Genomic DNA, 25,144 nt, shown 5'->3' on the forward strand with positions numbered 1-25,144 from the left:
CAGGATGCCGCTCCTACGAAAACGTATGGGTAAACGGCTGCACAATTATGAAGACCAGTACTTAGAACCTATCCGAAAACCTACCTCGGCAGCGGACACCCCCCTTTAATTCCCCCCTCGAGGGGGGGACCAAGGGGGGGGTCGCAAAGTCCACAGGTGGTTTCCGGATAGGTTTTTAGCATCGCGGGCCGCTGTGAGCATGTTCTGGAACCCGGTAATATTGACGTCGTTGGTCGAAATCGGATTTTCGATGGACCGGGGCACGGAACCGGGGGCGGCTTGGTGGAGGACGTAGTCGACGCCGGTGCACGCGGTACGGCAGGTTTGGAAATCGCGGATGTCGCCTTCAAGAAAGAGGATGTTATCGGCATCCGAGGCCTCTGCACATTATCCGTATCGCTTCATGAAATACTTCAGCCTTCAGTGTCCCATAGCCTCCCGCGATGTCTTCTTGTTGCAGAGTGAACACCTTATCGCAACGAATCCAACTCGGTTTGGGAAGGCGGCCCGAGGCCATGGACTGCTCGTCAATCGGAACAGTCCAGCCTTGTGTCGGGACTAGAAGTGACCGCAAGTCCAATGAAGTCGCCGTGGTGATCCGGGGAGGTGATGACTAAGACCGGTCTTCGTTTATTTGTCCTCAGATCCGAATAGGGAAAAGGTATGCCGACGAGATCACCGGGGTTACAGTTCATTCCAAACCTCGTCCTCGGGGTTATCCCAAATTCGGTTCATCACCGGTTGTTGTGCGGTTTTTAAAGAATCACCGGCGGAGTCCCTCAGTGCGTGTTTGAATTGAAGGTACTGGATGAAATCAAGCACCTCATAAGCCAGATTCTCCGGAAGACGGTTGGCTTCACGGCAGATGACCTCTGCAATGTTCATGGGACTCTCCTTAAAGCCTATCCCAAAACCCCCTGTGGACTTTGCGACACCCCCCTTGGTCCCCCCTCGAGGGGGGAATTGAAGGGGGTGTCCGCTGCCGAGGTAGGTTTTGGGATAGGCTCTTAGGACACTAATGATGCTGACGGGGCGCTGAAAGACGCTGGTTTTTGTAAGTCATAAGGATTACTCTCTATTTTGCTGAATTGTTTCAAGAATTTCATTGAATTTTTGCAGGAAGTCGACCGCTGTCGCTTTCTTGAGGAGTATTTTGAGTAAGGAAGGATACTCCATGCCGTTTATGTTTCTCGAAATAGAAGAAGGAACGATTTCAAACGGGGTCTCGATGATTTCGATGATATTTTCACACAATTCATACTTTAACCAAAATGAGCTTCCAGTGTAAATGGCTTTCTATATCGCTGGTGGTTTCCAGCGATGCATCTGCGTCCCGGCACCCTGCCTGGCGGGTAGAGGGATCGGACCGAATCGACACATCAAATGTATCGAGCGATTCAGCCCAGCCGCGCCTGCGCCTCATTTTTTAGAAACCACGCATAGGTGCTGCGGATGCCTTCTTCCAGCCCGATCCGTGCGGTCCACCCCAGAGCCGTGAGCCCGGGAGACATCCAGGAGCTTGATAACTCCAGGGGTTCTGCTTCGTGCGGCCCGCTGTTGCTCAGGGGGATGAGGGGGCTAAACGGGTTGATTCTCCGCCGGTACCTCTGGGGGCGCAGCAGGGACTCGAGGGTCGCCTGCAGGCTTGCCAGGGCTACGGCAAGAACGGCTTTCTGGTCGTCGGTGTAGGTTGTGGTATCGATGGCGGAAAGCTTCTTGCCGGTTTTTTTCCAGCCAATCGAGGACGTCTTCGGGCGATCAGGATGCCGGGAATGGTGGTGAGGCTTGCTTGCCTTGCCGCCTGGACGCTTTTTACACAAAGAGTTTTTTGAACAGCGACTTTCAGCGACCCATATGCTCTTGGTTACCTGATGCCTTATATGATTCAGTCATAATGCCCGCGGAAAGAGGAGATGTCTATCTCTTTAATGTCTTCGTAAATGGTATAAATCAATCGATCTTTATGGTTTATCCGGCGGCTGTAGACTTCCTTTTCAAAATACTTGAGCCTTTCCGGTTTCCCCGTTCCCTCTCTCGGGTTCACCATTATTTCTCGCACCAGATCAAAACACTTGAGATAGCTGTTTTTATCATTTTTTCTGAACCAGTCCAAGTCTGCCTGAGCTTTCTTCGCTATGAGAATTTTATACATCTTTGAAGGCTTCCTCGGGGCTTATACCTTCCGGGCGTTCTCCTCTGTCTCTCAGTTCATGGCATTCGAGCAAGGCAGCCAGGGACCGCTTATCGCTGAGCAGGCGAAGTGTCTCTTTGATGTTCGACCACTCGACCTCATCCAAAACAACGACGGCACCTTCATCTGAAGCAATAATCACTTCGTCTTTGTCCCGGATGGCTCTCTGTATGATGCCTTTTAAATCTTTATCCGCCTGTTTGAGCGTAACGGTGTGCATGGCTATCCCCTTATCCCATCCAGTCCAACTGGACATTTTCGCATTAGAGATCCAAATTCTTTGATAGATCAGGAATGATCCTTTTTCCTCGAAATATAGCCTCATCAGAAGCAATTTGTGAATCAGACCATACGACTGTTTTTCGTGGTTGCCAGGAATCACCGGTTTTTGAAAATCCAGACTCCTCCAGAACCCCTTCCAGTGATCCCATTTCTTCACATTCCTCGAGGAAGGCTTCGATCGCTTCCTTCAAAGACCTCCTGGCATCGTCAATGTCGCTGCCGAAACTCGATACGTTAAGCTCCGGAGCAAGAGCAACATATGCGTCGTCCTCCTTGAATATTTCAATACGTACAGATAGATACATTGCCTGATCCTCCATCGATTCACGCGGCGGACAGGGTAAAAGGTCGAAGGTTATTCTCTATTTTGCAGCATTTTTTCAAGGATTTCCTTGAACTTTTGCAGGGAATCGACCGTTGCCGCTTTCTTGAGGAGCATTTTGAGGAGGGAAAGGTCCTCCATGGCGCTTATGTTTTTTGAAATGGAAGAGGGAACGATTTCAAACCGGGCTTCCAGGATTTCGATGATACTTTCGCGCGAGTTTTGGAGAAGTCCCTGCCGGATTCCCTTTTTTATTCCCGTTTCTATTCCTTTTTCTATTCCTTTTTCTATTCCCTGCTGGATTCCTTTTTGAATTCCCTTTTGAATTCCCCTGCGTTCGACACTGGTGACATAAGGCATTTTCATGTCCTCCTCATATTGCTTGAGGGCTTCCGTGAAACTGGATTCAATATCCTCCGGAAGCACCATGAGCCAGTCAATGAAACGGAAAAGCTCTAAAATATCTTCCCTGGTGTAACCCCGGTGATAGAGCATTTTAACCAGGGTGAGCTTCCAGTGTAAACGGCCTTCTGCATCGCGGTATGTAGCCTGGGTTTTGAGGTGTGTCATCACGATGACGGCAAAGGGGTTGATGCTTTGTTCAAGCTCGCTCCACTGAGCATCGTAATCCAGGAGCTTGACGGCGGGAAACTCAATCCGCACCCTGCAGCCCCAAAGGTTGTAGCCAAATCCGCCGGGCCGCCAGGTGGGATGGGTGTCCGCCAACACCGCAAGAGTCACCACCTTGCGATCGTACCGGTCGAAGAGACGGTAGTTGTAGACATACATGCGTTTGGCGAATTCCCGGTCCACATGCCCCTGCACTTCCACATGCACCAGTACCCAGGCTTCTTCGCCGTCCCTGCTCCAGACCTTGACCAGTTTGTCCGCCAGGCGCCGACCCAGTTCAGCATCCCGCACCACCTGCTGGAGTTCTTTATCGAGAAATTCATAGCCCATGGCCCAGTCAATTCCGGCATAAGCCTCAGGGAAGAAAAAGGAGATGAATTCTTCAAAGTAACGCTCCAGCACTTCTTTCCAGGCACTGTCGTAGTCGGTTTGAGGCTGAGTCATGGGTGAGTCTCTCGTTGCGGGTCCCTGGAACGCTATCGGTTGTCAAGGCAATACGGAAAGACCCTGATAACGCCGACGGGGCGCTGAAAAACGCTGATTTTTTTTTTTGGAAAATGCTAAGGGGTTATCCTTGGTTCCACAGCATTATCCCAAGGATTTCGATAAAATTCTCGCCGGAATTTTGGAGAAGCCCCTGGGTATGCCCTTGCTGAAGTCTCTATGGAAAGCGTCGATAGATGTCCTTACAGTGTAAAAAACGAATCAGCTCCAGGGTATCTTCGATCAACTTGAGGCCGAGGCGAAAACCACCGATCCTTAAGCGATAATATCCGGCATACCCTTCGATTTTCCTGATGCCCTGAACTTCGTCCAGCGAGTCAATCTCCTTGAGTCTTACAATGACCTCCAAAAGACGCTTTTTGACCTGCGGGTTATTCCTGATCCCATCGATATCCTTATCAAAACTTTTTGCATATCGGACCTTCACCGGCTAATCCGCAAGTTTGGAGATAACATTTTCTTCCTCGCTGTATTCACCGGTGTCGCCTTCCTCTATGGCGAGTCCTAACTTCATGTCCAGGATGGCTTCGGCAAAAGCGTCCTCCAATAGGTCTCTTCTCTCGGTGAGCGTGCTGATGATGGCTTCTCTTATGAGTTCTTTGAGCTCATTTCTTGAAATATCGTGCGTGTCCACCTTGGCGGATCTCCTCTCATCGGTTACCGGTGCACATCGGCCCGGGCTGTGTATGAATTCCCTGTGACACAGTATTTTAACCAGGGTGAGCTTCCAATGCAAACGGTCTCCCGTATCGCAGGTGGCAGCAAAGCGGGACACTGATGACGCTGAAGGTGCGTTGAAGGACGCTGATTTTTTTAGGGTGATTTTTGTGAGATGGGATCGGGGTGATTTACCGCCTTTACATACAGCTCCGCCAACTCGGTTACATTTTGAACCACCGGCGCTGCGCCGGAATTCGTAAGCAAGGGGCATGCCATTGCCTGGATGAGCCGGAGGGGGTAGGTTGCCCGGTTTCCGGGCAACCTTTATAGAGGAAAATTGAAGGGATGACAAGGTTGTTTCGGTTCTCCGCAGTGCCGGGGCGGTTGGGGAGGGGAGGGGGATTAAGTCAAAGTGTTGACGTTTTATGGCCCTGAATGGAGGGGGGAGGCTCGATTTTGTCTTGGAATGCGTTGGATAATTGACATGAAAAGAGGGGTGTTGGGGACGCTGACGGGAGTGCTGACGGGAGTGCTGAGGGGGTGCTGAAGGGGGGATTTTTATAGATCGCAAAGGAAAATAGTTTTGTTCGATTGTTACGCGCTGTGCAGGCCTGGTTGGAATATCGCACCACGGAGGCACGGAGGGCACGGAGCCGGGATCTTTCTTTACCGGCCGGGAGGCGGCCGGTAAGAAGGCATGCCTTCAGTTTTTGAGATCAGAGAGACAGGCGTTTTATTCCGCGCTTGAGGAGGGGAACGTTGAAGTTTATGAGGAGCCCTACTCTGATGCCCGTGAGTTTGAGGTATGTGAGGAGCTGGGCTTCGTGAATGGGTTGGAGGCGGTCGCAGGATTTGAGTTCCAGGAAAAGATATCGCACCACGGAGGCACGGAGGGCACGGAGTTGGGATCTTTCTTTACCGGCCGGGAGGCGGCCGGTAAGAAGGCATGCCTTCAGGTTTTTTGATCAGAGTGAGAGTCGTTTTATTCCGCGCTTGAGGAGGGGAACGTTGAAGTTTATGAGGAGCCCTACTCTGATGCCTGTGAGTTTGAGGTATGTGAGGAGCTGGGCTTCGTGGATGGGTTGGAGGCGGTCGCAGGATTTGAGTTCCAGGATGAGTTGATTGTCTATGAGCAGGTCCATGCGGTATCCGCAGTCGAGTTTTGTTCCCTTGTAGTCGATGGGGAGCGGCTTTTCTTTCTCGTAGGGAATGGATCGGAGATCCAGTTCCCTGCAGAGGCAGGTTGCGTAGGCGGATTCGAGGAGTCCGGGTCCCAAGGCTTTGTGGACTTCTATGGCTGCGCCGATCACCTGGCCGACGAGTTCATTGAGTTCGGAAGGAATCGGTGTTGCAGAGCGGTCAGAATCCATAAGAGCCTCCACCTGTCAGCAAAGGAGATCCTTTTTACCGGCCGCCTCCCGGCCGGTAAAGAAGATTTCAACTCCGTGCCCTCCGTGCCTCCGTGGTTCTTTCATCAACCAGTCCCTGACGTCCGGTTCCAATCAGGATCAACCCTCAATCAAAAATCAAATGACCCCGACGATTTTTAGAAGGACTCCCAGGACCCCCAGAAATGAAATGGAAATGGCAATACTGAACATCTTGATGGTAAAATTGCGCTGACGTTCGTCGCGCTGGTCGAGCTTATCCGTCAGGCGGTCAATGGAGGCTACAATCTGGTCCAGGCGCTTCTCGATTTGCTCGAACCGTTTGTCTACCTGTTCAAACTTTTTATCAACCTGCTCGAATCGCTTGTCGACCGCGGCCTTGAAGTCTCGAATTTCCGCATCGATCCGTTCGAACCGCTTGTCGACCTGTTCAAAGCGCTTGTCGACTGCGGTCTTGAAGTCACGGATCTCCGCGTTCACCTGTTCAAAGCGTTTGTCGACTGCGGTCTTGAAGTCACGGATCTCCGCGTCCACCTGTTCGAAGCGTTTATCGACCGTGGTCTTGAAATCTCGAATCTCCGCATCGATCTTTTCGAAGCGTTTATCCACCTGCTCGAAACGCAGGTTCATCGTATCTTGAAGCTGCTTTTGCCCCTCCCGCAGTTCATTGATCTGATGCTGCATGAAGTCGAAGCGGCTTTCAAAATACTTGGTCGTCGGAATAATGTTGGCAACAAGCAAGTCGATCGTGCGCTGGTTGATCAGTGTTTCCTCCGGTTTGCTCTCTTTGCGCTGATCGTCTTTTTCGGCTGTGTCACTCATGATGCTCTCCTCCGGGTGCATCGTCATTTCGGACAAGCGTCGTGAAACCAGGATTCAATATTAACTCCTATGACCGGAACGGTCACAACGAAAATTCGTTTTTTATCTTCCGTATACGTCTTCCAGCCGCACGATGTCGTCTTCTCCCAGGTAGCTGCCCGTCTGCACCTCAATGAGTTCCAGGGGGATCTTGCCCGGATTTTCCAGCCGGTGTTTCGTGCCGAGGGGAATGTAGGTGCTCTGATCCTCGCTCAGAAGGATGACCTCATCGCCTCGAGTGATGCGGGCCGTTCCCCTGACCACCACCCAGTGTTCCGCCCGGTGGTGGTGGAGCTGCAGGGAAAGGGTGGCTCCCGGGTTGACCGTGATGCGCTTGACCTGGAACCTTTCGCTGCAGTCGATGCATTCATACGAGCCCCAGGGGCGGTACACCCTGGGGTGCAGGATGGTCTCTTCCCGTTTCGCGGAATTGAGCCGTTTCACGATGGATTTGACATCCTGGCCCCTGTCGAGGGATGTCACGAGGATCGCGTCCTTGGTTTCCACGACCACGTGGTTTTCCATCCCGACGGCCGCAATCAGCCTGCCGCTGGAATGGAGGTAGCAGTTGCGGACATCTTCCATCATCACATCACCGATGACGACGTTTCCCTGCTCGTCCTTATCGAGGACTTCGTGCAGGGAGGGCCAGGACCCGACGTCGCTCCACCCGGAGCCGACGAGGGGAATGACCACTGCCTTTGAGGTCTTCTCCATGACCGCGTAGTCGATGGAGTCGCCGGGGCAGGATTGAAAAGACGCCGCGTCCAGCCTCAGGAAGTCGAGGTCCCGTTTCGCCTCGAGGAAGGCTTTTTTGCAGGGGGAGATCATTTCCGGGGCCAACCGCTCCAGTTCCCGGAGGTAGGTGGACGCCCGGAACATGAACATGCCGCTGTTCCAGAGGTAGCCTCCCGAAGCCACATAGGCGCAGGCGGTTTCGTGATCGGGCTTTTCGACGAACTCGCTTACGTGGTAGGCTCGTGCCTCGTCGTCTCCAGGGGTAGCGCCGGTATCGACGGCGCCGCTCTTCTTGATGTACCCGTAGCCGGTCTCCGGTCCATGGGGATGGATGCCGAAGGTGATCATACCGCCGTCTGCAGTCATCCTTTCCCCCATCTGAACCGCGGAGGAGAAGGGGGTATTTTCCCTGATCATGTGGTCGGCGGGCAGTATGAGCAGGGTGGGGTCCGATCCGTCCCGCATGGCTTCGAAGGCGGCAACCGCGGCGGCAGGGGCGGTGTTGCGCCCCACGGGTTCCAGGATGATCGCCGAGGGAGGCATGCCGATGGCCTGCAGCTGCGCCGCGACCATGAAGCGATGGTTTTCATTGCAGACCACTATGGGAGGGGCCGTTTCGGGAATGCCCCGCAGCCTCAGGACTGTCGATTGGAGGAGAGAAAATTCGCCTCCCAGGATGGGCATCAACTGCTTGGGGAAAAGCTCCCGGGAAAGAGGCCACAACCTGGTTCCGGAACCACCGGATAAAATGACGGGGACGATCATCGGGTATCCTTTTGATTTCACATGGTTTAATATAATGAACTCCCATGACCGGAACGGTCACAACGAAAAATGAAAAAGGCAAAGAGATACAAGGCAACAGGAAAAGCTCGAAACGCTCTTGAAAAGCGATGTTATCATCAGCCATGAACCATCAGCCATGAGCCATCAGCTATGAGCTATGAGCTATGAGCCATTTTTAATATACAAGGGCGCCGGGTTCGATTTCATGCCGTCGCGTTGCCGAAATTCATGGGGGGATGCGTTTTAATACACCATTCGTTATAGCGGGGCAATGGGAGATCGTATGTGTGCAGCGATTCTCATTTTACACCCCCCTTGCCCCCCTCAAGGGGGGAATTTACCCCAGTTTCTCGACATAGCCGCCTTCCTGGACCCTGCTTCCCTCAAGGGGGGAATTTACAGCGTCGGTTGCCATCACTGATCCCGTGAATGCCTTGCCCCCCTCGCGAGGAGGGAATTTACCCCGGAAAGTCCCCCCTTGAGGGGGGCAGGGGGGTGTTATCCTCAGAAACCGTGTATTTCGAGCAAAGTCCCCCTTGAGGGGGCAGGCGGTATCAAGGCGACCCTCATCAACGGACAAGGCAAAGTCCCCCCTTGAGGGGGGCAAGGGGGGTGTTCACTTCTCAAAATGAGAATTGCCGGCATGTGCACCTTGCGGGGTTTGCTTTGCGGGAGGTGAACGGTTGCCCTGTTGACACGGCGCCGCTTTTTTTATAGGAAGACAGCTGACGGGATTTTGACAGTCTATCTGGTTCAGGAGGCGAAACATGCAGGATGACGCATTTCAATATCTTGAAAGGTGGAAAAGGGAATTGGAAGAGGCCTGGCGAGAGATCCCCAAGCCTTTTCGGAACGAGCGCACGGTGCACCGAACCCTGCAGTGTTTTCTTTTTGACCGGTTGAAGGAGTTGGGATACCGGGTGGTTGCGGACTACATGCCTCCAAGGATCATGGACCGCCCCATCGATCTCATCGCCGTAAAGGAAGGACACGAAATCCTTTATGCCGTCTGCTTCGATACGGTGGTGACCCTGGCGGCCGTCAAAAGCCTCAGCAGTTTCGAATGCGCGAACAAGGTCATCTTCACCACGGGGCATCTTGAAAAAAAGGTCAAGGAGAGCCGGTTTTTTCTCAAACCCGATATCGAGCATGTTCATCTGCAGCCTTTCGAGAAGCCCTTTTGAGCCGCTTTATCCTTTCATCCACCCCTGTATGTGAGCAGATTGTTTTGACTTCCGTGGGTGCGGCAAAAGGATCCATTTTGCTTTCGATGATTGTGTAATTCATAACAATCTAAAAATATTGGAATTTGTCTTGACACTCCTCATTGGCATATGTCATAAATGAAACCAATTGTATGGGGAGAGCCAGCAATGGGAGTGAACGCAATTTCAAAAAAAGGAGGTGAGGCAGTTAAGAGTCGGTATCGTTTTAGGCATCGGCCAGGTACAACGCTCCTTTTGATTTTTCCGTTCAGAAATATTACGGATGCTGTTCCGTAAGGTTCAAAGATCTTCCCGTCTTCTACTGTAGAGCGCGAGATGCGCGTTTTTGTGTGTCTGAGCGGCGGCTGCACCTCCAAAATCGTCCGGATCTTCATCCAGATCTGCAACTTTTGAGTCGTATCATTTTTTTCATCATTGAATAAAATCAGCACTTCTAATCTTTAAATGCCCAACAAAGCGCCCTTTGGATCAGCCAGGGCTTCGAGGCAATGAAACAAAACCTGCCCGTCTCCGCAGTCTTGCGTGAGACCGATTCGGGGCTTGGGGCTGTTTTGTCTCTCCCGCCTGGTTGTCGGGGGGCGAATGGCAACCTCGATGCGCCTCTTTTGGGAGTTTGCTTCGAGAGGTTGTCCGGCCAAAGCATTTAGAACCTGTTCGGAAACCTCCTGTGGATTTTGCGCCCCCCCCCTTTAGTCCCCCCTCGAGGGGGAATGAGGGGATTGCCCCTTCAAGGGGGCAATTGAAGGCCGCCGAGGAAGGTTTTCGGATAGGCTTTAAGGTTTTCGGGTAGGCTTTAATGAATGAAGGAGGAAAACATGGCAGCAGCAGTGGACAAAGTTCCCGGACAGGCGTGGGTGGTTACTTTTGCCGGTACGGCTATCAACTTGTGTCTGGGCATCCTGTATGCCTGGAGCGTATGGAAGGCGAACCTGCTTCCTCCCCCGGGACACGTGGCAGGAGAGGCCATGACGGGCTTGAACGAAGGGTGGGTCTACTTGACGGATGCCCAGGCGACCTGGGCCTATGCCATCTGCGGAGTCGTCTTCGCTCTGTTCATGATCCCCGGCGGACGTATTCAGGATAAATACGGGGCCAAGGTAGGGGCTACGCTGGGAGGGCTTCTGCTCGCTCTCGGCTGCATCGTTGCGGGGCTCATGAAAAGCTACACGGGCCTCGTGATCGGTTTTGGATTGCTCGGCGGAATGGGAATGGGAATCGGTTATGCCGCTCCCACGCCGGCGGCCGTAAAATGGTTCGGTCCCCACAAACGCGGCCTGATCGTGGGACTCGTGGTCGGCGGATACGGAGGAGCCGCCATTTATATCGCTCCGCTGGGCAAATGGCTCATCGCCAATTACGGCATTTCGGGAAGTTTCATTACCCTGGGAGTGGCCTTCGCCATCGTGGTGATCGTTGCCGGCCAGCTTCTCGCCTGGCCTCCCGAAGGGTATGTGCCCCCGGGAGCCCCGGCCACTGCCACCGCGAGCAAAGCCGTGAGCATGACCAAGGTGGACTGGACGGCTTCGGATATGGTCAAGACCATTCAATTCTATGCGTTGATCTTCATGTTCATGGGATGTTCCCAGTCGGGCCTTCTGGTCATCGCCAATGCGACTCCCATGTTGGGCAAGACAGCCGCCACAGTAGCCTTCTTCGCTGCCAATGCCTGGCTTCTGGCGGCATACGGGGGGTTGGTGAACGCCTCCGGCCGTATCGGCACGGGGCTCTATTCCGATAAAATCGGCCGCTCCAATGCCTATGTCCTCAACGGCATCATTTCGTCAGTCTGCCTCTTCGCCATGCCCGCCATCATGAAATCCGGAAGCATCTTCCTGCTCTTCCTGGCAGTGGGCATTGCCTACTGGCAGTACGGCGGCGGTCTGTCCCTGATTCCCGCATTCACGGCCGACTTTTTCGGTGCCAAGAACCTCGGCTTCAACTACGGGCTGGTCTTCATCGGCTGGGGGCTGGCCTTCTTTGTGCCGCAGGTGGCAGGGTACATCAAGGATGCCACCGGGAGCCTGGATTATGCCTTCTATCTTTCAGGGCTGATCCTGGTAGCGGCGGTAATCGTGAGCCGTATCATTCAACGGCCGGTCCTCGAAAGTGAAAAGACGGGCGCCGCCCATCAACCCGCCAGATAGGGAATTGTCAAGAAGTCGTTTGGTTTGAAAAACCTACACCCCCCCTTCCCCCCCTCGAGGGGGGAATTTTTAGGATAAAGTCCCCCTTCAAAGGGGGACATCTCTGCTTTATCCCCGTTGGGGATTTTTCTTGTCCTCCACCCATACGATTGAATGAGCGGCTCTTTCATGATCTCTTTGGATGACGATTCCAACGATCCTCAGAAGATGCTTCCCGAAACGGTGCTGCTCATTCGTCTCACCCCGGAAGAAGTCCAACAGGTTCAAGCCCTGCTCTCCCACCTGGACATGCCCGTGGAATCCATGGCCTTTGAGGAAATGGAAGACCTGAAAAACTTTGCCTGCGAGGGTGAGATTCTCCTGGCCATCCTTCGCGTGGATGGGCGCCGCAAAAGGCCGGACCAGGATGTGCGGCTCCTGAGGAACTGCCTGCAACCATCGGTTCCCCTGCTGCTTTTGGTCACTCCCGACCAGGCTTCCAGGATAAAAAAATACCTTCGCGCCGGGTCGGATGAATTCTGGATTCTTCCGCTGGATTCGAAGGCCTTTCCCGCCCGCTTCTATGTCCTGCTGCAGTGGGCTCAGTCCGCGGTGGAGGAAAGGGAAGGGATGCTGCGCGCCGGGCGGGCGGGAAAAGGCGGTCTTGCCTTTTTGCTTTCGGGGATGCTGGAATGTGTCAGGGGATGGCTGCTGCGTATCTTTTACGGAGGACGGGAAAGATTGACCCCGGACGCCGCCCACCTCATTGCGGGCAAATGGGTGGAGGTCTGCCGCCTGGGTGGAGGAAGCTTCGGGGATGTCTGGCTCGTGAAGGAAAAGGAAACGGAGAAGCTGGCGGTTGCCAAGATACCCCACACTCCGAAGTTGAACCTGAAATTCATTCGGGAAGCGGCCATCCTCAGGTACTTCGCCGGTCATCCCAACGCGGTGCAGGTGCTGGATGTCGTCCGGGCGGATGGAAAGGTGATCCTCATCCAGGAATACGTGGAAGGGAAAACCCTCCAGGATCTGCTCGATGAAGGGATGGATCCCGCCGCGAAAGAGCGGGCTTATCTTGAACTCCTGAACGTCGTGTCTCACGGTCACGAACAAAACATCATGCACCGCGACATCAAGCCCGAGAATATCCTCCTCACTCCCGGAGGGCAGCTCAAGCTCCTGGATTTCGGAACGGCCAAGGATTTGACGCGCCGGAGCATCAGCAGCACGGTCATCGGTTCACGCCCTTACATGGCCCCGGAACAGATCATGGGGGAGAGCCGCCTCACGAGCGATGTATGGGCGCTGGGAGTGGTGCTCTACGCCTTGGCCACGGGGTTTCTTCCCTTCTATGCCGAAAATGAAAAGGAGCTCATGGACAGCATCCTGGAAACGGAGCCGGAATCGCCATGCCACCTGGAGCCCGAAGTGCCCGGGGAGCTGGAAAAGATCATTCTCAAGTGTCTTCAAAAGGACTGGCGCAATCGCTATCGGTCGGCAGGAGAACTGCGTGCGGAGCTGCTGCTGCGTTTCCCACGTTTTGGAGAAGGAAAAGTGCTGCCCGGATGAGGTTCACTGCATGGGATGCGGCGCGTAGCAAGGTTTTTCAATCTGCGAGAATCGGCGTAATCTGCGGATATGCCAATGGTGGATGCGGTTTGCCCGCCGTGGCCGGGATCAGTCGGTTTCCCTCTCCCACCGCCTGTCGAAGTAGGAGGAAATGTCGCAGGTCATGATCAGGATGTCGATATTCCGGTCCCGGGCGTCCTTTACCATTCCCTCTATTACGGCCTTGCACACGAATCCCGAATTCCTGCACGCTCGGATGGCCGCGACGGAATCCAGGGGGATTTCGGCCCAGAGCTTTTCGAGCCCCAGTTCGTAGCTCAGCCCCACCATCTCGTTGAGCATCAAAGTGGCCAGACCCTTTCCCTGGTATTCCGGTGAAATGACGACCCGGATGCGGCCGATGTGGCGTTTCCATCCATGAGGAACCCGGTGCAGGGTGACATCGCCGATGATCTTGTCGTCCACCAGGGCGAGCAGGGGCAGGGCCCTGTCGTAGTTGAGCCGCATCGCCCAGTCGTGAATGACGTTCCTGTCCTTCACGTTGTGACGGATAAAAATCAACAGGTCTTCCGGGATGGTCTGAAAAAAATTGTAAAGCGCCTCTTCGTCCTCCCTTACCATAAAACGCAGCGTTATCTTTGTGCCATCCTTCAAGATTCCTTCTTTGACGCCAAACATCATGGTGGAGACCTCCCGGGTAAGATTTGTTGTTGTGTCACTTTATAAGGGCCGTGGGATCAAACTCCTTCCTGGAGCCGAAGGGCCAGATATTCGGGAAGCCGGGCATCCAGTATTTTCTTCTGGGCCTTTTTGATGTCGTAGGGCACCGCCTTGAACTTGATGATGCCCCGATGCGGATCAAAAAGGAGGTAGCGGGCGCGGTTGTCCTGCTGCCTGGGCTGCCCCACGCTTCCCGGGTTGATGAGATACGTGACCTGATCGTCCAGAATGACGGAAGAATATACGGCCGACGAGGCGGAAACTTTCCCCCGCTGATCCCTGACCCAGAGCCTTTGGATATGGGTATGGCCGTGGAAACAGATGCGGACGGCCGGGTGGCGCCTGCGGATGAGGTTGAACACGCGCTTGGCTTGAAAGACATTCAGGATGTAGCTGTCGATGTTTTCGGGGGTTCCATGGCAAAAAAGAAACCGCTCTTCGATGATCTCGGTGCGGGGCAGATTCTCGAGATACCGCCTGTCTTCGGGAGAGAGCTGTTCCTGCGAATAAAGCAGGGCTTCATGGGCGAGCACATTGAATCCTTCCGACGATCGAGGATCGACGACCCCCAGGTCGTGGTTGCCCAGAATGGAAAGCGCCTTGCGCCGGCGTAAAATTTCCAGGCATTCCCTGGGATTGGCATTGTAGCCCACCAGATCGCCGAGGTGGATCAAATGTTTGATGCCGTCCGCTTCCAGAGCTTCCAGGACCGCTTCCAGGGCTTCCAGGTTTCCATGAATATCGGAAAGGATGGCAATGGGAGATTGCAGCGAATGGCTCATAGCGAATGGCTCATGGTTGATGGTTCATGGTTCATGGTTCATGGCTGATGGTTCATAGCGAATGGCTCATGGCTCATAGCTCATAGCTCATAGCGAATGGTTCATGGCTCATGGTTCATGGCTGATGGCTCATGGCTCATGGCTCATAGCGAATGGCTCATGGTTGATGGCTGATGGTTGATGGCTGATGGCTGATGGCTCATGGCAGTTGCTTTTTGGCTCATAAACACCTGATCAGAAGTTATTTAACATTCTTGAGCCTTATTGATTATGTCATTCCGGCATGCTTTTAGCCGGAATCCAGCCACACGCTGCATTCTCTGGATACCGGCTTTCGCCGGTATGACGGTGTAAAAATGTTAAAAAATTTCTGTCTAGGGACTTAGAACCTATCCGGAAACCACCTATGGACTTTACGACACCCCCCTTTAATTCCCCCCTCGAGGGGGGACCAAGGGGGGTGTCCACTGCCGAGGTAGGTTTTCGGATAGGTTCTTAGCTCTCAATCGGGCTTGATGGAATTGATCAACGCGCTGATGCGCTTGCCAAGTTTTAAGGCATGCCCTTTGACGTTGGAAAACTTTTCCAGGCTTATCCAGTTCCGGCGTCGGAAAACTTCAAGAAGGGTAACGGTTTCAAACAGCGAACCCCTTGCAATATAGAGAAATTGAATGAATTCTTTCCTGGAGAACCTTCCTTTTCCTTCGGCGATATTGAGTGCAGGAGATGTTGCGGCGCTCTCCATTTGTTCGATAAGACGATAATGCTTCCTGTCCGTTTCCATGTTCTCCGCAATACTGAGACATTGATCGGCAAATTCAACCGCCTCATGCCAAATATCCAGTTCTTCGAACGCGAACTTTCCATCTCCTTCGGACATTCAGCCCTCCTCGTCGTAACCTCATTGTAGTAGATAAAATTCCTTTCATCCAATCATCCAATCATGAACCATCAGCCATGAGCTACTTGCCATCAACCATCAACCATCAACCATCAACCATCAACCATCAACCATCAGCCATCAGCCATCAGCCGTTGGTGGCGTAGCGAAGCTACGCCACCAACACCGGTTCGCGCAAAATGAGATCGATGGCCCGGCGGGCCGAGGCGGCCAGGCGGGGGTGCGTGTCCGTGAGGGATTCGATTTGGCGCAGGTGTTCGGCCGTTCGCAAAATGACCATGGCCAGGTCTCCCTCATCCATGCTCGAGATTTCCCTCACTTCCTCCCACGTGTGTCCCAGGGCCCAGTGATACGCGGTGATGACGGCCCAGAAGGGCAGGGGAGGGATGGGGAATCCCTCGGCCTGCAGGTGTTCCCGCAGGGGCTGCAGGCTTTTGAGCATCTTGAAAAAGGGGGCCGCCAGGTCCGGATACTTCCAGACGAGAGTGGAGAGCTGGATGTCTCCGGGGCGCTCCCGGTCCATGACGAAGGGGGCGATGAGGGCCGCCAGGAGCTCCGGTTGATCGGATGGGAAAACGCCTTTTCGGATGCAGTCGGAAATGAGCAGGGGCTGGTCCAGGCGAAGCTTGGACGCCCAGAGGCCGTCGTCCGTGAGATGCCCCTCGCTGTTGACGTAGCCTTCCTCCTGCAGAAGACTCAGGTGCTGCAGAAAAGACTGCCAGAGCTGGTCCTGGATGGAATGCATCTGCGCCTGGTAGCTGAGATATCTTTGCAGGGCGGAAGCGAAGGGATGCGACGTGTTTTTCTGGCAGGGGCCGAAGAGAACGCAGTGGTTGCAGGGCAGTTTGGCTTTGAGCTGAATCAGGCTGGCCATCTCCCGATTGACGGCTTCGAGGGAGGGGGATTCTTCCCCGGCGGATTTCCGGCTCATGAGGCGGAAGGGTTCCCTGGCAAATTCCTCGGCCAGTGCCTCCCATTCCTTCCTGGCTCTCAGGGGAGGCAGGCGATCCAGTTTTTCTCCCAGGTGGTGCACCCGGTGAAATCCCACCTGGTAGGTGCGCACCTGTCCCCTTCGAAGACGCAGGGGAACTGCCATGCGTACGGCTTCCACCGATTCCCGCTCCGTGTCGGGATCGTCGACGGCGATGTAGGGGGTTCCTCTACGGCTGAGAAAAATTCTCCCGGGAATCATCAAACCGCATAGGGAATCGAGGCTTGCCTGGCGTTTCCAGATTTTTCGGGTTTTTTTCAATTCTTCGTTCAGAAGGGCAAACTGGGGCCGCACCTCGGCCAGCCGGTCGAGCGACCCGCAGGCCATGTCCGGAATCCATTCTTCCATTTCCTGCTCGGCCTTCTTGAAATCCTGAGTGATCTGAATTTCGCTGCTGAGGTTTTGATAGGTGGCGAGCGAGGAAGCGAAAAGAGAGCGGATTTCTCTGGGTTCGTGGGAGAGGAGAAGGTTGAGCACCATGGAATGATTGACGCGGATTTGGCTGATGATGGGGTCCGGAGGGGATTTGAAGAGGTCGTGAACCAGCTGGGGGTCTTGGAAGGGGCCGGGAACCACGAGGGCGAATCCTATTTCGTCCATTCCCCGCCTTCCGGCGCGCCCGGTCATCTGGAGAAGATCGGTGGCCGAGAGCTGCACGAATTCCTTGCCGTTGAACCGGTCGCTCTGAAAGACGACGACCGTCCGGGCGGGAAAATTCACTCCCGCGGCCACGGTGGATGTGGAAAATATGGCCTCCAGGTACCCGTCCTGCATGAGCTTTTCAAGGAGCAGCTTCCAGTGGGGGAGCTGCCCGCCGTGGTGGGCTCCCACCCGTGCGTTTTTCAGAATGGAAAGGTGCTGGTGCCGGCGCAGAAAGGGGTACTTTTCCAGGAGTGCGTCCAGCCGTTTGTAAAAGGGATCCGATTCCCTGCTCCTGCCTTTTCGAAGGGCGGGAACCGGCCGGCAGAGGGAAATGGCTTTTTCGCAGTCCGCCCTGGATTTGAGAAAGAAGATGGCGGGCAGGAGATCGGCCTGGCGCAGTACTTCCATCACCTTGGGGATATTGGGGAAATCGCTTCGTGAAAAGGACCTCCTGTCCACCGTTCGAATTTTTGCGAAGAGCCCGCGGCGCGTTCCAAGAGGGGTCAACTCCCCTGACGGAAAGAGATAGAGGGGAAAAAGCGGAACCGGCCTCTCGAAGGCGGCCACCCACTTGCAGGGGGCTTTGCGCAGCCATTCCAGCCAGTCGCAGATTTCCCGGGCGTTTTGAATGGTGGCCGAAAGCAGCAGGAGGCGCACTCGCGGGGGCAGGTAAATGAGGACCTCTTCCCATACCACGCCCCGGTCCCTGTCGCCCAGGTAGTGGGCCTCGTCCAGGACGACCAGGTCCACCTGGATGTCTTCCCCCATGTGCATCGTGTCGTAGAGTTGATTGCGAAGGATTTCCGTCGTGCCCACGATGATGGGGGCCTGGGCGTTTTCCTTTCTATCCCCCGTCAGGATTCCCACGTTCTCGGGACCGAAAATGTCTGAAAATTCCTCGTACTTGGCGTTGGAAAGGGCCTTGAGCGGCGACGCGTACCAGCTCTTGCCCCCCTTTTGAAAGACCTTTTCAATGGCCTTCACGGCGATGTACGTCTTGCCCGCGCCCGTTGGAGCGGTCGTCAGCACATCCGATTCTTCCAGGGTTTCCAACGCTTCCGTCTGAAAAGGGTCCGGAACGAAGGGCTGGGGCTCGGGGACCTTGATCCGCTCGAGCACCGGCCGAAGGCTGCGGTGAATCTTAAATTCAAAGCGCGGCTGTTCTTTCCTGGATAGAGAAAGCGACTCTTCCTGAGGAGGGTATTCTTTTGATCTGTTGCGCTTCTGACGCCGAATGATTGCCAAAGGACATCCTCTTCTTCCCTCCTCCGCAGGGTTTGCGGAGATGAGGAAACTTTGAATCCACGATCCTGTTCAAGGGAAGTGGAAAAAGCTTGCATGCTTAAAGCCCGTTTAAAAATTCCCCCCTCGAGGGGGGCAGGGAGGTGTCAAGATTTCATTTTGTGCAATGATATTACACTTTTTGAGAAAAAAAGCCAACATGGCGCTTATCATCGCCGGCAATTCTCATTTTGAAAAACTTACACCCCCCCTGCCCTCCCTCGAGGGGGGGAATTTTCAGGATAAAGTCCCCCTTCAAAGGGGGATTTCCCCATTTACCACGGAGGTACAGAGATCACATAAGCATTCCAAGATCTTCTCCGTGTCCTCCGTGTCTCCGTGGTGAATAAAAAGGGATACTGGAATCCGTCGGCTCCCTAAACGCTTCGCATCATTTCCCTCAGGACTTTCGGGAGAATCCCCCCGTGGCGGTAGTATTCCAGTTCTATGGGGGTGTCGAGGCGGCTCAGCACGGTGAAGGACCTGGTGCTGCCGTCGGCCGCCGCCGCTTCCACCTCGATTTCCTTTCCCGAGGCAAGCCTTTCCTCGAGGTTTTTGAAGGAAAAGACTTCACTGCCGGTCAGGCCGAGGGATTCTGCGGATTCCCCCTCGACGAACTGCAGGGGGAGAACCCCCATGCCGATGAGATTGCTCCGGTGGATGCGTTCATAACTCTCGGCCACAACGGCCTTGACTCCCAGGAGCGCCGTTCCCTTGGCGGCCCAGTCGCGGCTGCTCCCGGTTCCGTATTCCTTGCCGGCGAGCACGATGAGGGGGACCGATTCCCCGGCATATCGCCTTGCGGCTTCCCAGACGGTCATCTGCTCCCCGCCCGGAAAATGCCGTGTGAATCCTCCGGAAACATTTTCGAGAAGACGGTTTCGAATGCGCGTATTGGCGAAGGTCCCGCGGATCATGACTTCATGATTGCCCCGGCGGGAGCCGTAGGAGTTGAAATCTTCAGGGGCGATTCCAAGGGATTGGAGATACCGGCCGGCGGGGCTGTCCGGCGGGATGGCTCCCGCGGGGGAAATATGGTCCGTTGTGACCGAATCCCCCAGGAGAAGCAGTACCCTGGCCGCAACGATGTCCTCGATGGGAGCGGCTTCCTGGGTGAGTTTTTCGAAGAAGGGGGCCTCGCGAATGTAGGTGGACTGAGTGTCCCACGCATAGATGCCGCCTTCCGGAACGGAAAGGTTCCGCCAGGCGGCGTCTCCTTCGTAAATGTTCTTGTAGCGGCTTGAAAAGAACTCGTCTCGGAGGTTTTCGTTCATCACGCGGGCGATATCCTCGCTGCCGGGCCAGATGTCTTTGAGGAAAACGGGGTTTCCCGCTTCATCCCGGCCGAGAGGCTCCTTTTCGAAATCGATGGTGAGCCGCCCCGCCAGGGCATAGGCCACCACGAGGGGTGGGGATGCCAGGTAGTTGGCGCGAACCGAGCCGTGGATGCGCCCTTCGAAGTTGCGATTGCCGCTCAAAACCGAGGCCGCCACCAAGTTGCCCTCTTCGATGGCGCGCTGGACGGGTTCCGGAAGGGGGCCGCTGTTTCCGATGCAGGTCGTGCAGCCATAGCCCACGAGGAAAAATCCCTGGGCTTCCAGGGCGGGAAGGAGACCGCTCTTTTCGAGGTAGTCCGTCACCACGCGGGAACCGGGGGCGAGGCTGGTTTTGACCCAGGGTTTGGTCCGGATGCCCTTTTTCAACGCATTTTGCGCGAGGATTCCCGCCGCGAGCATGACGGCCGGATTGGAAGTGTTGGTGCAACTGGTGATGGCTGCAATGACGACGGACCCGTGGGAGAGTTCCACTTCCTCGTTTTTCAGCCGGAGAGTGACCCGTTTTTTTCGATCTTCCTCGCTCAACCCGAAGCCCCACTGGGAAATTTCCCTGCCCAGCGCTTCCTTGAAGGCGGAGGATGCCGCCGCCAGGGGGACCCTGTCCTGGGGACGCTTGGGACCGGCCAGGTTGGCTTCCACCCGGCTCAGATCCAGCGAAACGGTATCCGAAAAAATGGGTTCCGGGCTGTCGGCGGTTTGGAAGAGCCCCTGTTCCTTGGTGTAGGCTTCCACGAGGTTTACAAGGGAGGCATCCCGTCCTGTGAGGCGCAGGTAATCGAGGGTCTTCTCGTCCACCGGGCAAAATCCCATGGTGGCTCCGTATTCGGGGGCCATATTGGCGAGAGTGGCCCGGTCGGGGAGGCTGAGGGCGGAAAGACCCGGTCCGTAGAATTCCACGAATTTGCCGACCACCTTCTTGTTTCGAAGCAGTTCCGTGACGTGCAAAACCAGGTCCGTTGCGGTGATGCCCGGGCGGAGTTCGCCTTCCAGTTTCACTCCCACGACCTGTGGAATGGGGAAGTAATAGGGCTGCCCGAGCATCACGGCTTCGGCCTCGATGCCTCCCACTCCCCAGCCGAGCACCCCCAGGCCGTTGATCATGGTGGTATGGGAATCCGTTCCCACCACGGTATCGGGATAGAGCATCCCTTCGCCGTTCGGGGAAGCGGTTTGAGGGTTGGAGGCCATCATCACGACGGAGGCCAGGTATTCCAGGTTCACCTGGTGCACGATCCCTCTTCCGGGGGGAACCACCGTGAAGTTGTGGAAGGCTTTTTGAGCCCAGCGCAAAAGGCCGTAGCGTTCATGGTTCCTTTCGTATTCCTTCCGTTCGTTCAGATCCAAGGCATCGCGGGTCCCGTAAGCGTCCACCTGCACCGAGTGGTCGATCACCAGGTCTGCCCGCACCAGGGGATTGATGCGGTCGGGATCGCCCCCCAGGCGCTTCATGGCATTGCGCATGGTGGCAAGGTCCACTACGGCGGGAACTCCTGTGAAGTCCTGCAGGAGGACGCGAGCGGGCATGAAAGGGATTTCCCGCACCGGGCCGGAAGGAGAAGCGGCGGTGGCGAGGAGGGCCTCTATGTGATCGCAGGTCACGATGCGGCCATCTTCGTTTCGAAGCAGATTTTCAAGCAGGATCTTGATGGAAACGGGAAGTCTCGCCGCCTGCGTCCAGCCTTGAGACTCCAGTTCGGCCAGGCGGAAATAAATGAAACGGGTGCCGCCCACGTTCAGCGTGGCAAGCGTTCTGAAACTGTTTGTGCCTTTGACATGCATTTTGAATACTCCTTCGTCTCATGATAAGGGAGCTGCTTTTTAACCTCCATGACCGGAGCGGTCACAACGAAAAATGAAAAAGGCAAAGAGATGCAAGCCAATATGGAAAGCGGGAAACGCTCTTGAAAAGCGATGTTATCATAAGCCATGAGCTATGAACCATGAGCCTTTTTTCATATAAAGATTGAGGTTTTGGAATTTAGGTTTTACAATATTTGCTTTGGTGGCGTAAGCGCCTTTTATCACTTAAAACTTTGGATTCGTCGCATGAACGACCCAGTTTATTGGCAGCATAAAGGGAAAAGAGCAAGATGAAAATAGCCATTATTGGAACTGGATATGTAGGATTGGTGAGTGGAGCCTGTTTTGCCGAATTCGGCCACGAAGTTACCTGCATCGACAAGGACGCTGAAAAAATCGCCCGCCTGCAGCGCGGGGAAATCCCCATTTACGAGCCTGGTCTGGACCAGCTGGTGCACAAAAACATCTCGGCCGGGCGGTTGATTTTCACCACCGAGTTCAACCCCGGAATCCCCGAGGCCCAGGTGATTTTTATCGCTGTGGGGACTCCCGCCTCCCGCCGGGGCGACGGCTATGCGGACCTGACCTATGTCCACGATGCAGCCCGCCAGCTGGCTTCTCATCTTCAGGGGTATACGGTGATCGTCAACAAGAGTACCGTCCCCGTGGGAACGGCGCGCCAGGTGGCTCGCATCGTTTCCGAAGTGAACCCCGGTGCGGACTTCGATGTCGCGAGCAATCCCGAGTTCCTGAGGGAGGGGGCTGCCATCCGGGATTTCATGCATCCCGACCGCGTGGTGATCGGCGTGGATTCCGAAAGGGCGCAGGAGGTGCTCAAGGCGATTTACCGTCCCCTCTACCTCATCGAAACTCCCTTCGTGATCACGGGGATTGAAACCTCGGAATTGATCAAGTACGCGGCCAACGCGTTTCTTGCAACCAAGATCAGCTTCATCAATGAGCTCGCCAACATCTGCGAGGAAATCGGCGCCGATGTGCAGGACGTGGCCAGGGGCATAGGTCTGGACGGACGCATCGGCAAGAAGTTTCTCCATGCGGGGCCGGGCTATGGAGGATCGTGTTTCCCCAAGGATACCCACGCACTGCTTCGCATCGCCCAGGAAAACGGTGTGGCCTGCCGCATCGTGGAATCCGTCGTTGAGGTGAATTCGGCCCAGAAGGCCCGCATGGCCCGGAAAATCCGTAAAGCCGTGGGAGGCAACGAGGGCGGGAAAACCATCGCCGTCCTGGGCCTGGCATTCAAGCCGGAGACGGACGATCTGAGGGATGCGCCCGCCCTGACCATCATTTCCACCCTGCTGGAACATGGAGCCATCATCCGCGCTCATGACCCCCAGGCCATGAAGGAGGCCGCCAGGGTGCTGGATGGCGTTACGTTCTGTTCCAATCCCTACGAGGCCTGTGAAGGGGCCGATGCCGTGGTGCTCATGACGGAATGGAACGAATACCGTGCCCTGGACCTGAAACGGATCAAAGAAGTGATGAAGCGGCCCGTTTTTGTGGACCTTAGAAATGTCTATATGCCCAGGATGATGGCGGAAAACGGGTTCGACTATTACAGCGTGGGAAGGGCCGCCGTAACCGGCAGGTAAAGGGCGGAGGAGGGTTGAGAAAAGGGTCTCGGTATTTGAGCAGAACCAGTGTGTTGCCGGCATTGGCGGTTCTGCCGATTTTGTTGCTGTGGCATCCTGAAGGGAAAACGGCTCCACCGCAGCCTGTGACTCCCATTTATGATTTCCAGATTGTGCATGTCTATCCTCACGATCCGGATGCCTTCACGCAGGGGCTGGTCTTCGCGGATGGTTTTCTTTTCGAGAGCACCGGTCGCAACGGCAAGTCGTCGCTGCGGAAAATCGATCTCGAAACAGGAGAGGTCCTGAAGAAATGTATTCTTCCGGATGAATTTTTTGGGGAGGGATTGACCCAGTGGGAAGGAAACCTGATCCAGTTGACATGGAAATCCCGGATCGGCTTCATTTACGACAGGGAGACGTTCCAGAAAAAGGGGGAATTCACTTATGCCACTGAAGGGTGGGGGATCACGCACGACGGAGTGTCGCTCATCATGAGTGACGGCAGTTCCCTTTTGCGCTTTCTGGATCCTGTGACATTCCAGGAAACCCGGCGGCTGGAGGTGAGCGATCACGGAATCCCTGTCCAGAATCTCAATGAACTGGAGTTCGTTCGGGGTGAGATCCTGGCCAATGTCTGGCGCACCGACGCCATCGCGAGGATTTCTCCCCGGTCGGGAGAGGTCCTCGGGTGGATAGATCTTTCTTCTTTGCGGGCGGCTCTGGGGCCTGTCAGGCAGTTGGACGTCGTCAATGGCATTGCCTACGATTCCAAAAATGACCGCATTTTTGTAACGGGCAAATTGTGGCCCCGGCTTTTCGAAGTTACTTTTAAGCTGCGAAAGCCGTGACCTCGGAATGGGGCGTTTCAGTGGTTCTCGTTTTGAAAAGTGAACACCCCCCCTTGCCCCCCTCAAGGGGGGAATCCCTGGGGGGTGTTTCTTTCGGCTTTACCCGAAAGAAATCGTGTGGTAAACGTTTGGAGAGCGAGAAGTTTTTTGCAGGTCGGTCTAAGGGGATGCGGAAGTTGACCGCATTGTAAATGGGGTGGCGCATTCGGCATGGATCAAGGGCAGGCGGCCCGCCTCCGTCCTGTCATCTGCTTACACAAGGAATGAGAGAGAGCTCATGATTAAAATTACCGTCGATGGAAAGCAGATCGAAGCACAAGAGGGAACCAGCCTTCTCCAGGCATGTCTCGACAACGACATTTTTATTCCCAACTTGTGCTACATGAAAGAGATGGAACATCCCCCCACATCCTGCAGGATGTGTTTCGTACAGATCGAGGGGGAAAGCAAACCCGTCACTTCGTGCAATCGCAAGGTTCAAGAAGGAATGGTCGTGCGGACGGACACGGAACAAGTACGGCAGCTGCAGCAAAACGTGTTTCAGCTCCTTTTTTCCGCCCACCACATGGATTGCAAGAATTGCCTTTCCAGGAAAACCTGTCAACTTCAGAAGATCGCGAAATTCCTGGGCATCCGTCTCAAGGCCAAAAAGCCCGAAGAACTGGGGCGCGATCTGACGGTCCAGCCGACTCATCCCTGCTTCGATCTTCTCCCGGCACGGTGCATCCTTTGCCATAAGTGCCTGTATGTGTGTAAGGAAAAAGGTTATTCCATCCTGAAGGCGGTGAAGAACGGGATCAACACCTTCATTACCTACTGTGGGGAAGAGCAGGATCCGGCAAAGCTTCCCTGTCCTACCTGTGGAGCCTGCGTGGAAATCTGCCCGGTGAGCGCCATCGTTCCGAAGAAGGAGGCTCCGAAGGAGGCCGCAGCCGGCGCATGATGCGGGTCTTTCAGAACCCATCGA

General features: G+C 54.9%; 24 protein-coding genes and 1 pseudogene. 7 read left to right on the top strand and 18 right to left on the bottom strand.

Annotation, left to right across the window (positions count from 1 at the left end; genetic code table 11):
• Nucleotides 1-174 precede the first annotated feature (174 nt).
• From QMG16_RS19275 to QMG16_RS19725, 10 genes and pseudogenes are all read right to left on the bottom strand, one after another.
• A pseudogene (locus QMG16_RS19275) lies at nucleotides 175-357 on the bottom strand (NAD-dependent epimerase/dehydratase family protein); the annotation flags it as partial.
• Nucleotides 358-684: 327 nt separating this feature from the next.
• Nucleotides 685-885, bottom strand: a complete 201-nt coding sequence (locus QMG16_RS19280; protein WP_281796939.1) for a hypothetical protein — start codon at nucleotides 883-885, stop codon at nucleotides 685-687.
• Nucleotides 886-1,397: 512 nt separating this feature from the next.
• Nucleotides 1,398-1,820 (bottom strand): hypothetical protein, encoded by a 423-nt coding sequence (locus tag QMG16_RS19285; protein ID WP_281796941.1) that lies wholly within the window; start codon nucleotides 1,818-1,820, stop codon nucleotides 1,398-1,400.
• A 65-nt stretch (nucleotides 1,821-1,885) separates the two neighbouring features.
• A complete protein-coding gene (locus tag QMG16_RS19290; protein WP_281796943.1) occupies nucleotides 1,886-2,152 on the bottom strand; it encodes a Txe/YoeB family addiction module toxin in 267 nt (88 codons plus the stop codon).
• On the bottom strand, nucleotides 2,145-2,411 hold the full coding sequence (locus tag QMG16_RS19295) for a type II toxin-antitoxin system Phd/YefM family antitoxin (RefSeq protein ID WP_281796946.1): 267 nt from the start codon (nucleotides 2,409-2,411) through the stop codon (nucleotides 2,145-2,147). The genes QMG16_RS19290 and QMG16_RS19295 overlap by 8 nt, the downstream gene beginning before the upstream one ends.
• Nucleotides 2,412-2,454: 43 nt before the next feature.
• The gene (locus QMG16_RS19300; RefSeq protein WP_281796948.1) at nucleotides 2,455-2,778 is read right to left on the bottom strand and encodes a type II toxin-antitoxin system HicB family antitoxin; all 324 of its coding nucleotides are present in this window, start codon (nucleotides 2,776-2,778) and stop codon (nucleotides 2,455-2,457) included.
• Nucleotides 2,779-2,828: 50 nt separating this feature from the next.
• Nucleotides 2,829-3,869, bottom strand: a complete 1,041-nt coding sequence (locus QMG16_RS19305) for an RpnC/YadD family protein (protein ID WP_281796950.1) — start codon at nucleotides 3,867-3,869, stop codon at nucleotides 2,829-2,831.
• A 217-nt stretch (nucleotides 3,870-4,086) separates the two neighbouring features.
• The gene (locus QMG16_RS19310) at nucleotides 4,087-4,356 is read right to left on the bottom strand and encodes a type II toxin-antitoxin system RelE family toxin (RefSeq protein WP_281796953.1); all 270 of its coding nucleotides are present in this window, start codon (nucleotides 4,354-4,356) and stop codon (nucleotides 4,087-4,089) included.
• Nucleotides 4,357-4,359: 3 nt separating this feature from the next.
• Complete coding sequence (locus QMG16_RS19315; RefSeq protein WP_281796964.1) at nucleotides 4,360-4,563, bottom strand: hypothetical protein; 204 nt, start codon at nucleotides 4,561-4,563, stop codon at nucleotides 4,360-4,362.
• Between the two features lie 742 nt (nucleotides 4,564-5,305).
• Nucleotides 5,306-5,470 (bottom strand): GxxExxY protein, encoded by a 165-nt coding sequence (locus QMG16_RS19725; protein ID WP_373878692.1) that lies wholly within the window; start codon nucleotides 5,468-5,470, stop codon nucleotides 5,306-5,308.
• On the opposite strand from QMG16_RS19725, the gene QMG16_RS19320 reads away from it, so the two are divergent.
• Nucleotides 5,414-5,554: a hypothetical protein gene (locus tag QMG16_RS19320; protein ID WP_281796967.1), complete on the top strand. Its 141-nt coding sequence runs from the start codon at nucleotides 5,414-5,416 to the stop codon at nucleotides 5,552-5,554. The genes QMG16_RS19725 and QMG16_RS19320 overlap by 57 nt on opposite strands.
• On the opposite strand, the gene QMG16_RS19325 is transcribed toward QMG16_RS19320, so the two are convergent.
• The 3 genes from QMG16_RS19325 to QMG16_RS19335 all read right to left on the bottom strand — a co-directional run bounded on the left by QMG16_RS19325 (nucleotide 5,555) and on the right by QMG16_RS19335 (nucleotide 8,341).
• A complete protein-coding gene (locus tag QMG16_RS19325) occupies nucleotides 5,555-5,959 on the bottom strand; it encodes a GxxExxY protein (protein ID WP_281796970.1) in 405 nt (134 codons plus the stop codon). It abuts the gene before it with no gap.
• Between the two features lie 156 nt (nucleotides 5,960-6,115).
• On the bottom strand, nucleotides 6,116-6,799 hold the full coding sequence (locus QMG16_RS19330) for a hypothetical protein (protein ID WP_281796972.1): 684 nt from the start codon (nucleotides 6,797-6,799) through the stop codon (nucleotides 6,116-6,118).
• A 102-nt stretch (nucleotides 6,800-6,901) separates the two neighbouring features.
• A complete protein-coding gene (locus QMG16_RS19335) occupies nucleotides 6,902-8,341 on the bottom strand; it encodes a mannose-1-phosphate guanylyltransferase/mannose-6-phosphate isomerase (RefSeq protein WP_281796975.1) in 1,440 nt (479 codons plus the stop codon).
• A gap of 788 nt (nucleotides 8,342-9,129) precedes the next feature.
• Between QMG16_RS19335 and QMG16_RS19340 the strand changes: the two genes are divergently transcribed.
• From QMG16_RS19340 to QMG16_RS19350, 3 genes are all read left to right on the top strand, one after another.
• Nucleotides 9,130-9,546, top strand: coding sequence for a hypothetical protein (locus QMG16_RS19340; protein ID WP_281796976.1), 417 nt, complete (start codon nucleotides 9,130-9,132; stop codon nucleotides 9,544-9,546).
• 857 nt (nucleotides 9,547-10,403) lie between these two features.
• A complete protein-coding gene (locus QMG16_RS19345; protein ID WP_281796978.1) occupies nucleotides 10,404-11,732 on the top strand; it encodes an L-lactate MFS transporter in 1,329 nt (442 codons plus the stop codon).
• Between the two features lie 168 nt (nucleotides 11,733-11,900).
• The gene (locus QMG16_RS19350) at nucleotides 11,901-13,280 is read left to right on the top strand and encodes a serine/threonine protein kinase (RefSeq protein WP_281796979.1); all 1,380 of its coding nucleotides are present in this window, start codon (nucleotides 11,901-11,903) and stop codon (nucleotides 13,278-13,280) included.
• A gap of 108 nt (nucleotides 13,281-13,388) precedes the next feature.
• Here QMG16_RS19350 and QMG16_RS19355 read toward each other — a convergent pair whose 3' ends face one another.
• The 5 genes from QMG16_RS19355 to acnA all read right to left on the bottom strand — a co-directional run bounded on the left by QMG16_RS19355 (nucleotide 13,389) and on the right by acnA (nucleotide 21,713).
• Nucleotides 13,389-13,961: a GNAT family N-acetyltransferase gene (locus QMG16_RS19355; protein WP_281796982.1), complete on the bottom strand. Its 573-nt coding sequence runs from the start codon at nucleotides 13,959-13,961 to the stop codon at nucleotides 13,389-13,391.
• 56 nt (nucleotides 13,962-14,017) lie between these two features.
• Nucleotides 14,018-14,782, bottom strand: coding sequence for a metallophosphoesterase family protein (locus tag QMG16_RS19360; protein WP_281796984.1), 765 nt, complete (start codon nucleotides 14,780-14,782; stop codon nucleotides 14,018-14,020).
• A 502-nt stretch (nucleotides 14,783-15,284) separates the two neighbouring features.
• The gene (locus tag QMG16_RS19365; protein ID WP_281796987.1) at nucleotides 15,285-15,662 is read right to left on the bottom strand and encodes a four helix bundle protein; all 378 of its coding nucleotides are present in this window, start codon (nucleotides 15,660-15,662) and stop codon (nucleotides 15,285-15,287) included.
• A gap of 172 nt (nucleotides 15,663-15,834) precedes the next feature.
• Nucleotides 15,835-18,561 (bottom strand): DEAD/DEAH box helicase, encoded by a 2,727-nt coding sequence (locus QMG16_RS19370; RefSeq protein ID WP_281796988.1) that lies wholly within the window; start codon nucleotides 18,559-18,561, stop codon nucleotides 15,835-15,837.
• Nucleotides 18,562-18,974: 413 nt separating this feature from the next.
• The gene (gene acnA, locus QMG16_RS19375; RefSeq protein ID WP_281796990.1) at nucleotides 18,975-21,713 is read right to left on the bottom strand and encodes an aconitate hydratase AcnA; all 2,739 of its coding nucleotides are present in this window, start codon (nucleotides 21,711-21,713) and stop codon (nucleotides 18,975-18,977) included.
• 311 nt (nucleotides 21,714-22,024) lie between these two features.
• On the opposite strand from acnA, the gene QMG16_RS19380 reads away from it, so the two are divergent.
• The 3 genes from QMG16_RS19380 to QMG16_RS19390 all read left to right on the top strand — a co-directional run bounded on the left by QMG16_RS19380 (nucleotide 22,025) and on the right by QMG16_RS19390 (nucleotide 25,120).
• Nucleotides 22,025-23,347 (top strand): UDP-glucose dehydrogenase family protein, encoded by a 1,323-nt coding sequence (locus QMG16_RS19380; protein ID WP_281796992.1) that lies wholly within the window; start codon nucleotides 22,025-22,027, stop codon nucleotides 23,345-23,347.
• A gap of 35 nt (nucleotides 23,348-23,382) precedes the next feature.
• Nucleotides 23,383-24,177 (top strand): glutaminyl-peptide cyclotransferase, encoded by a 795-nt coding sequence (locus QMG16_RS19385; protein ID WP_281796995.1) that lies wholly within the window; start codon nucleotides 23,383-23,385, stop codon nucleotides 24,175-24,177.
• Nucleotides 24,178-24,454: 277 nt separating this feature from the next.
• A complete protein-coding gene (locus tag QMG16_RS19390) occupies nucleotides 24,455-25,120 on the top strand; it encodes a 2Fe-2S iron-sulfur cluster-binding protein (protein WP_281796997.1) in 666 nt (221 codons plus the stop codon).
• Nucleotides 25,121-25,144 lie beyond the last annotated feature (24 nt).

Source organism: Desulforhabdus amnigena (assembly GCF_027925305.1).
Lineage (GTDB): Bacteria > Desulfobacterota > Syntrophobacteria > Syntrophobacterales > Syntrophobacteraceae > Desulforhabdus > Desulforhabdus amnigena.